Consider the following 9,433-nt stretch of genomic DNA (forward strand, 5'->3'; position numbering starts at 1 on the left):
AACGCCCTGGCCCCGCGCCATGTCCCCCCACGGGGGGGGGGGGGCCCCCGCGGGGCCGCCCCCCCCCCCGGGCCACCCCACGGCGGGACCCCCCCCCGGCGGTGGGGAACCGGCCGTCGTGCGTACGCCGGTGTGCCGGGACGGAAAACCGGCGAGGCCCCGCCGCGGTACGCGACAGGGCCTCGCCGGTGGAGAGCGTCGGAGAGCGTCAGCCGCCGATGACGACGCGGCGCACGCCCTTCCAGGCGGCCGGGTCGGTGGTGCGGCGGCCGTCGACCAGCACGGTGACGTCCGGCAGGTCCGCCGGGGTCAGGGTGCGGTACTCGGCGTGGTCGGCCTGGAGGATCGCGGCGGTGACCTTCTCGCCCCGGTGGGCGGTCAGGCCGTGCGCCTCGAGCTCCTCGGCGGTGTACATCGGGTCGGAGACGAACGGCACCGCGCCGCGTGCCTTGAGGGCCTCAACGGTCGGGAAGACGCCGGAGAAGGCGGTCTCCTTCACGCCACCGCGGTACGCGGCGCCCAGCACCAGCACGTTGACGCCGGTGAGGTCGCCGTACGCGGCGGCCAGCAGGTCGACGGCGTACTCGGGCATCGCGGCGTTGGCCTCGCGGGCCGAGCGCACGACGGTCGCCTCCGGGTCGTTCCACAGGTACATCCGCGGGTAGATCGGGATGCAGTGGCCGCCGACGGCGATGCCCGGCTGGTGGATGTGGCTGTAGGGCTGGGAGTTGCAGGCCTCGATGACCTTCTTGACGTCGATGCCGTTCTTGTCGGCGAAGCGGGCGAACTGGTTCGCCAGGCCGATGTTGACGTCGCGGTAGGTCGTCTCCGCCAGCTTGGCGAGCTCGGACGCCTCGGCGGTGCCCAGGTCCCACACGCCGTTGGCCTGCGGCAGGTCCTTGCGCTCGTCGAAGTCGAGGACCTGCTCGTAGAACTCCACGCCGCGCCGGGTGGAGGCCTCGTCGATGCCGCCGACGAGCTTGGGGTAGCGGCGCAGGTCGGCGAAGACGCGGCCGGTGAGGACGCGCTCCGGGGAGAAGACCAGGTGGAAGTCCTCGCCCGCCTTCAGGCCGGAGCCCTCCTCCAGCATCGGCGCCCAGCGGGTGCGGGTGGTGCCGACCGGCAGGGTCGTCTCGTACGAGACGAGGGTGCCGGGCTTGAGGCCCTTGGCGATCGCCTTCGTCGCGGAGTCCATCCAGCCGAAGTCCGGGGTGCCCTCGGCGTCCACGAACAGCGGGACGACGACCACGACGGCGTCGGACTGGGCGACGGCGGCGGTGGTGTCGGTGGTCGCGGACAGCAGCCCGGCGCCGACGGTCTCCTTGAGGAGGCGGTCCAGGTCGTGCTCGCCGGGGAAGGGCTCGGTGCCGGCGTTGACCAGCTCGACGACCTTCTCGTTGACGTCCGCGCCGATGACCTTGTGGCCCTTGGCGGCGAACTGCACGGCGAGCGGCAGGCCGATCTTGCCGAGCGCGACTACACAGATATTCATCGGGTCAGTTTCCTCTTCACACGGGACATCGTTTGGCGCAGTCGCTTGCCCACGCCGGGCGAGGGCTCCCAGAGCGGAGCCGTGGTGATCACGAGCCGCCCCTTGGGGTTGGCATTGGCGGAGACACGGTACGGCACCCGCTCCCGCCAGCGCCGGGCCAGCGGCAGCGGCAGGCCGCGGACCGGGACCGGGATCTCGTACACGGAGCCCGCCACCTCCACGTAGACGCGGATGCCGAGCTTGGCCCGGTGGGCCTCCAGGGGGAGCCGGACGCGCAGCACCGTGCCGGTGCCGTCGGCCGTCTCCTCGCGGGTCTGCTCGCCGGGCGGGGCGGGCGGCAGGTCGGTGCCGGCGGGCAGCCGGCGGCCGCCGGGCTTGTCCGCGCTCTTGGGCATGGCCTTGGCGGCCGCCCGCACGGTGGCCGAGTCCGTCTCGCCGGTGACGGGGATCCGCACCGCGAGCCGGACGGCCATCCGGTCCGCGTCCTGGTCCCACTCGGCGCCCAGCAGCGCCGTACCCTCCGCCAGTTGACGGGGTACGGCTTCGGCGATGACCTCGAAGAGCCGGTCGGGCAGGCCGAGGCGGGCGTCCCGGAAGCCGGGGTAGCGGGCGAAGGCGCAGCCGTTCTCCAGCAGGAACGGCGGGGCGCCCTGCTCGGTCTCGTCCGCGATGGCGCGCACCAGCTCGTCGACCGCGCCGCGCTGGGCGAGTCCGATGCGTACGCGCCGCTTCACGTCGAGCTTGTCGCGGATGGCGTCGGTGAAGTAGAGGTCCGCGAGACGGGCGATGCCCGCGCACACCTCGGTCTGCGTCTCCCGGTCCAGGCGGGGGAAGTCCTCCTGGATGAGCTTGGCGAGCTCCCAGGTGAAGTGGCGCTCGAAGACGGCGTCCCGCTTCGGACCGGCCTCGATCAGCTCCGCCGCCCGCCGCATGATCTCGCTGACGCAGTGCAGGCGGGCGAGGTGGTCGGCCCGGTACGTGATGTTCGACGCGTCGCCGCGCTTGACGGCGTAGTAGCAGGTGTAGTCGGCGACGACCGAGATCTTGGCGGCCCGGACGCACGCCTCGATGGTGAACGGCTGGTCGGAGCCGACCGGCATGTCCTCGGGGAAGCGCAGCTTGTACTTCTCCACCAGTTCGCGCCGGAACAGCTTGGTGTTGGCCAGCGTGAACGGCAGCGCCGAGTCGTACAGGCTCACGTCCGGGTCGCTCTTCTTGTAGAGCGCCTGGTGGACGTAGCGGCCGTTGGTGCCGACCATCTTGCCGACCACGATGTCCGAGCCGTGCTGGTCGGCGCAGGAGACCATCCGCTCCAGCGCTTCCTCGCCGAGGTAGTCGTCGGAGCCGATGAAGTACACGAACCGGCCGGTGGCCACCTCCAGCGCCCGGTTGCTGGGCGCGGCGGGGCCGCCGGAGTTCTCCTGATGGATCACCTTGACAGTGTTCGGGTACTTTTCCGCGAAGCGGTCCAGTTCCCGGCCGCTGTCGTCGGTCGAGCCGTCGTCGACGGCCACGACCTCGAGCCGGTCCAGACCGATGCTCTGCCCGACGAGCGAGTTCAGACACTCGGTCAGGTACGGCATCGTGTTGTAGACGGCTACCACGACGGTGACATCGGGCGTGGTCAACTCGCTGAGTCCTCCGGGGAGAGCCGCACGGTGGCACCGCTGTTGGCGGACTCGAGGACCGCGGCGGCCACCTCCACCGTACGCAGACCCTGACGCAGCGTGCAGATGTCCTGCGACTCGCCGAGCACCGCGTCGCGGAAGAGCTCGTGCTCGACCAGGAGCGGCTCGCGCTTCGGGATGGCGTAGCGGATCATGTCGCCCTCGGCGACACCGCGGAACGCGCGCAGCGCCTCCCACTCGGTGGCCACGGCGGCGTTCGAGTAGAAGGTGAGGTCGGCGGTGAGGGTGTCGGCGATGAAGCAGCCGCGCTCACCGGTGACGGAGGTGAACCGCTCCTTCAGCGGGCTCAGCCAGTTCACCAGGTGGTTGACCATCGTGCCGTCGGACAGCTGGCCGACGGCCGAGACCATGTCCTCGTGCGGGCGGCCGGACTTCGACACCGTGTGGGCGGCGATGGAGGTGTACTCCTGGCCCGTCACCCAGCCGGTGAGGTCGATGTCGTGCGTCGCGAGGTCCTTGACCACGCCGACGTCCGCGATGCGGTGCGGGAAGGGGCCCTGGCGGCGGGTGACGACCTGGTAGACGTCGCCCAGCTCGCCCGCCTCCAGGCGGGCGCGCAGGGACCGCAGCGCGGGGTTGCAGCGCTCGATGTGGCCGACGCCGGCCACCAGGCCGCGCGACTCGAACGCCTCGACGAGGCGGCGGGCGCCCTCGACGGTGTCCGCGACCGGCTTCTCGACCAGCGCGTGCACCCCGGCCTCGGCCAGCTTCAGGCCGACTTCCTCGTGCAGCGCGGTCGGGCAGGCGACGACGGCGTAGTCGATGCCCAGCGAGATCAGTTCCTCGACGGTGGACAGGACGGGCGCGCCCTGGGCCCAGCCGTTCTTGTCGCCCATCGGGTCGACGACTCCGACGAGAGTCACGCCGTCGAGCCCGGCCAGTACGCGGGCGTGGTGGCGTCCCATCGAGCCGAGGCCGATCAGGCCGGCCCGCAGTCCAGCAGCAGTCACAGGTTCTCTCCCAGCGCGTTCACGGCGGTGACGATGCGCTCCAGGTCGTTCTGGGTCAGCGAGGGGTGCACGGGCAGCGAGACGACCTCGGCCGCGGCCTTCTCCGTCTCGGGCAGGTCCCAGGTGCGGCCCGCCTTCTGGTCCGGCTCCCAGTACGGCTTCAGCCGGTGGATCGGGGTGGGGTAGTACACGGCGTTGCCGACGCCCGCCTCGGTGAGCTTCGCCATCGCGGCGTCGCGGGCGCCTTCGCCGCCCGTCACGCGGATCGTGTACTGGTGGTAGATGTGGCGCGCGCCGTCGGCGACGACCGGCGTGACGACGTTCGGGGCGGTGATGTGCTCCGAGAGGTACGCGGCGTTGGCGATGCGCTGCTCGGTCCAGCCGTTCAGCTTGCCGAGCTGGACGCGGCCGATGGCGGCGTTCACGTCGGTCATCCGCATGTTGGCGCCGACGATCTCGTTGGCGTACCGCTGCTCCATGCCCTGGTTCCGCAGCAGGCGCAGGGTGCGGGCGATCTCGGCGTCCGCGGTGGAGACCATGCCGCCCTCGAGGGAGTGCATGTTCTTCGTCGGGTAGAAGCTGAAGGTGCCGCCGGTGCCGAAGGCGCCGACCGGGGTGCCGTTCAGGGCCGCGGCGTGCGCCTGGCAGGCGTCCTCGACGACCGCGAGCTTGTGCTTGTCGGCGATGGCCATGATCTTGTCCATGGCGGCCGGGTTGCCGTAGATGTGCACCGGCATGATCGCGGCGGTACGCGGGGTGATGGCGGCCTCGACGGCGGCGGGGTCCAGGTTGAAGCTGTCCCGCTCGATGTCCGCGAAGACGACGTCGGCGCCGACCAGGCGGACGGCGTTCGCCGAGGCGGCGAACGAGAAGGACGGGACGATCACCTCGTCACCGGGGCCGATGTTCATGGCCATCAGCAGAAGGTGCAGCGCCGAGGTGCCGGAGTTGACGGCGACGCAGTGGCGGCCGTCGACGAGCTCCGAGAACTCCTCCTCGAAGGCCGCGACCTCCGGGCCCTGCACGACGCGGCCGGTGCGCAGTACGCGTACGGCGGCTTCGATCTCTTCTTCACCGATGACCGGGCGGGCAGCGGGGATGGGCTGCTCGTTGATGCTCGGCATGGACGTCCTCCTATGAACACCGCAAGAGCTCTTTTGGCAGAGGTCTGGGGGTGAGCGGACGTCTCGCGAGGCCGCGCGTACCCCTCCGGCGCGATGCCGACGCCCTACCGAGGATTGCTGGGACCGGTCTGTCCCGGAACCGGGTCGGTCACCGCCGTAGTCTCCGGGCGGGGCCCGCCCACGGCAGCGACCGGCGTCACATTATCAGGAATTTCCTCGCCAATTTCGGGCCCGTTAACGACCGGAGGCATCGATTGCGAAACAAAATCCCGGTCCCGCCTCGGGGAATCCCGGGGCGGGACGCGGAACGTTCCACCGTGCCTTGCGAAGTGTTCAGCCGTCAGCCGGGGGATGTTCCCCCGGCCGATGGCTGAATCCCGTCGGCCCGGCGGCCTGCCGTCAGTCCTCCGTGACAGCCGTCACGGAAGGGGCGGAGGCCTGCTCGGCGGCGGCCGTCTTCTTGGCCGTCGCCTTCTTGGCCGTCGCCTTCTTGGCGGTGGCCTTCGTGGCGGCCTTCTTGGCGGTCGTCTTCTTCGCCGTGGTCTTCTTGGCGGCCGCCGTCTTCTTGGTGGCCGCCGTCTTGGCCGTGGCCTTCTTGGCGGTCTTGCGAGCGGCCGCCTTCTTGGCCGGGGCCTCGGACTCCGACTCGGCTTCGGGCTCTCCCTGGGCCTGAGCCTGTGGCTCGGGCTCGGGCTGAGCCTCCGGCTCGGCCGGGGCGCTCTTCACCACGACGATCGCGGCCTGGGCCGCCTCCGGGGAACCGGCGGGAGCGGTGACCTTGCGGACCACGCGGCGCCGGGCACGCGGCGGGGCGGCCACCGGGGCCTCCTCGGCGACCGGCTCGGCAGCGACGGGCTCGGCGGCGACCGGCTCGGCCTGCGCCGGCTGCTCCGGGGCGGGCTGCTCCGGCTCCGGCTGCCGTGGGGCCTCCGACGCGACCGGGGCCGGGGCCTCGGCGGGCGCCGGGGCCGTCGCCTTACGGGTCGCGCGGCGGCGCGTACGGCCCTTGGGGGCCGCTTCCTCCACCGGGGTCTCCACCGCGGCTTCCACCGGGGCTTCCGCCGGGGCGGCGACGGCCGGAACCGCCTCCACCTCGATGGTCTCCGGGGCCACCTCGGCCAGCGCCGGCTGCGGCGTCGGCTCCTGGGCGGTGCGCGGGGCGCCGGCCGGAGCCGTCGCCTTGCGCGTCGCCCGGCGGCGGCCACGGCCACGGCCCGCGGCGGCCTCGGCCTCCGCGACGCTGGAGTACAGCTCCTCGTCGGGGCGGAAGGGCTCCTCGACGGCCACCGGGGCGGCGACCTCCGCGGCCAGCTCGGCCTCGGTCTCGACCTCCGGCTCCGCCTCGGCCTCCGGGACCTCGACGGCCGGGGCCTCGGCGGCCTCGGCCGCGCGGGCGCGCTTCTTGGCCCGCTTGCCGCCGTTGCCGCCGCCACCCACGGTGGTCGGCTGCTCCATGTGGACGATGACGCCACGGCCGTTGCAGTGGACGCAGGTCTCGGAGAAGGACTCCAACAGGCCCTGGCCCACCCGCTTGCGGGTCATCTGGACGAGGCCCAGCGAGGTGACCTCGGCGACCTGGTGCTTCGTACGGTCCCGGCCCAGGCACTCCAGCAGGCGCCGCAGCACCAGGTCCCGGTTGGACTCCAGCACCATGTCGATGAAGTCGATGACGACGATGCCGCCCAGGTCGCGCAGGCGCAGCTGGCGCACGATCTCCTCGGCCGCCTCCAGGTTGTTCCTGGTGACGGTCTCCTCGAGGTTGCCGCCCTGGCCGGTGAACTTGCCGGTGTTGACGTCGATCACGACCATGGCTTCGGTCTTGTCGATCACCAGCGAGCCGCCGGAGGGCAGCCAGACCTTGCGGTCGAGCGCCTTCATCAGCTGCTCGTCGATCCGGTACGTCGCGAAGACGTCGACCTCCGACGTCCAGCGCTGCAGCCGGTCGGCGAGGTCCGGCGCCACGTGGGACACGTAGCCGTGGATGGTCTCCCACGCCTCGTCACCGCTGATGATGACCTTGGAGAAGTCCTCGTTGAAGATGTCGCGGACGACCCGGACGGTCATGTCCGGCTCACCGTAGAGAAGGGTCGGGGCGTTGCCGCTCTTCGCCTTCTTCTGGATGTCCTCCCACTGCGCCTGGAGCCGCTCGACGTCGCGGCGCAGCTCGTCCTCGCTCGCGCCCTCGGCGGCGGTGCGCACGATGACGCCCGCGTCCTCGGGGACGATCTTCTTGAGGATGGTCTTCAGCCGGGCGCGCTCGGTGTCGGGCAGCTTGCGGCTGATGCCGGTCATCGAGCCCTCGGGCACGTACACCAGGTAGCGGCCGGGCAGCGAGACCTGGCTGGTGAGGCGGGCGCCCTTGTGGCCGATCGGGTCCTTCGTCACCTGGACGAGGACGGACTGGCCGGACTTGAGCGCGGTCTCGATGCGGCGCGGCCCGTTGGCCATGCCGAGCGCCTCGAAGTTCACCTCACCGGCGTACAGGACGGCGTTGCGGCCCTTGCCGATGTCGACGAAGGCGGCCTCCATGGACGGCAGCACGTTCTGGACCTTGCCCAGGTAGACGTTGCCGACGTAGCTGGTGGCCTGCTCCTTGTTGACATAGTGCTCCACGAGCACGTTGTCCTCGAGGACGCCGATCTGGGTGCGCTCGCCGCTCTGGCGGACGACCATCACGCGCTCGACGGCCTCGCGGCGGGCGAGGAACTCGGCCTCGGTGATGATCGGGACGCGGCGGCGGCCCTGCTCGCGGCCCTCGCGGCGGCGCTGCTTCTTCGCCTCCAGGCGGGTCGAGCCCTTGATGGACTGCACCTCGTCGGACGGCTCGGCCTTCTCGCGGGCCGGGCGCGGCTCGCGGACCTTGACGACCGTACGGACGCCGTCCTCCTCGGGCGCCTCGGCCTCGGCGGGCGCCTCACCGGTGCGGCGGCGACGGCGACGGCGGCGGCGGGAGCTGCTGGTGCCGGCGGCGGAGGGGGTGCCGGCCTCGTGGTCGTCGTCCTCCTCGGCCTCGCCCTCGTGCTCGGCTGCCTCGTCCTCCTCGGCCTCCGCCTCGTGGTCGGCGGTCTCGGCGTCGGTCTCCTCGGCCTCTTCGGCGTCCTCGCGGGCCTCGTCCGCGTCGGTCATCTCGCCACGGCGGCGACGGCGGCCACCACGGCGGCGGCGACGGGAGGGCCGGTCCTCGTACTCCTCGCCCTCCTCGGCGGCCGCGGCCTCCGGCTCGGGCTCCTCGGCCTCTTCGGCCGCCTCCGGCTCGGGGGCCGCGGCGACGGGCTCGGCGGGCTCGCCCCGGCGGCGGCGACGGCGGCGTCCGCCGGTCTCCACCGGCTCGGCGGCCTCGGCGACGGGCGCGGGGGCGGCCTGCGCGGTCTGCGTGACCTCGGGGGCCTCGTCCTCCTCCGGCTCCGCGGCGCGGGCGGCGGCAGCGGCGGCCGCGGTCTCCGGCGTCTGGAACATCGGCTCGGTGAAGACCGGGGCCTGGAAGACGGGCACGGCGGGACGCGTGGCACGGCGGCGCTCCGTCTTGTGCCCCGGGTCGGTGGTGAACTGCGGCGCGGCGGCGCGGCGGCGGGTACGCCCACGGGAGGCGGCCCGCTCCGCGGCGGCGACCTCGTCCTCGTCGGCGGCGATCTGCGCGACGGCGCCGGCGGGCAGGCTCTCGCCCTCCTCGGCGACGGACTCCTCGGCCTGCGGCTGCGGCTTGGCCTGCGGCGGGCCGGCGGGCGCGGTGGCCTTGCGCGTGGCACGGCGACGCGTACGAGCAGGCGCGGGCGCCTCCTCCACGGCCGGCGCCTCCGCGACAACCTCGGCGGCAGCCTCCGCAGCGGGCTCCTCAACCGGCTCCTGAGCCGGCTCGGCCGCCTCGACGGCCTTCGGCAGGCCGGCGGGCGCGGTGGCCTTGCGCGTGGCACGACGACGCGCACGAGCAGGCGCGGGCGCCTCCTCCACGGCCGGCGCCTCAGCGACAACCTCCGCGACAGCCTCGGCAGCGGGCTCCTGATCGGGCTCCGCCGCCTCGACGGCCTTGGGCGGACCCGCGGGCGCGGTCGCCTTGCGGGTGGCACGACGACGCGTGGGAGCAGCGGGAGATCGACTTCGAGGACCCGGGCGAGGACGACGTCTACGGCGTCTCCCAGGTCGAGCACTTCTCCTGGAAGGGCCTCCTCGACTTCTCCACCT

General features: G+C 72.7%; 4 protein-coding genes and 1 pseudogene. All 5 read right to left on the minus strand.

What is annotated here, in order from left to right:
• Positions 1–208: 208 nt before the first annotated feature.
• The gene (locus ABZX67_RS32850; protein WP_355368334.1) at positions 209–1,492 is read right to left on the minus strand and encodes a nucleotide sugar dehydrogenase; all 1,284 of its coding nucleotides are present in this window, start codon (positions 1,490–1,492) and stop codon (positions 209–211) included.
• Positions 1,489–3,120: a glycosyltransferase family 2 protein gene (locus ABZX67_RS32855; RefSeq protein WP_355368336.1), complete on the minus strand. Its 1,632-nt coding sequence runs from the start codon at positions 3,118–3,120 to the stop codon at positions 1,489–1,491. The genes ABZX67_RS32850 and ABZX67_RS32855 overlap by 4 nt, the downstream gene beginning before the upstream one ends.
• Entirely contained in the window at positions 3,117–4,130 is a 1,014-nt protein-coding gene (locus ABZX67_RS32860) for a Gfo/Idh/MocA family oxidoreductase (RefSeq protein WP_355368339.1), read from the minus strand. Before ABZX67_RS32860 ends, ABZX67_RS32855 begins: the two co-directional genes overlap by 4 nt.
• Positions 4,127–5,254 (minus strand): DegT/DnrJ/EryC1/StrS family aminotransferase, encoded by a 1,128-nt coding sequence (locus ABZX67_RS32865; RefSeq protein ID WP_355368342.1) that lies wholly within the window; start codon positions 5,252–5,254, stop codon positions 4,127–4,129. The genes ABZX67_RS32860 and ABZX67_RS32865 overlap by 4 nt, the downstream gene beginning before the upstream one ends.
• Before the next feature lie 399 nt (positions 5,255–5,653).
• Positions 5,654–9,343 (minus strand): annotated as a pseudogene (locus tag ABZX67_RS32870) (Rne/Rng family ribonuclease); the annotation flags it as partial.
• Positions 9,344–9,433: the final 90 nt, after the last annotated feature.

The organism is Streptomyces sp. NPDC003036 (genome assembly GCF_040611175.1).
GTDB lineage: Bacteria > Actinomycetota > Actinomycetes > Streptomycetales > Streptomycetaceae > Streptomyces.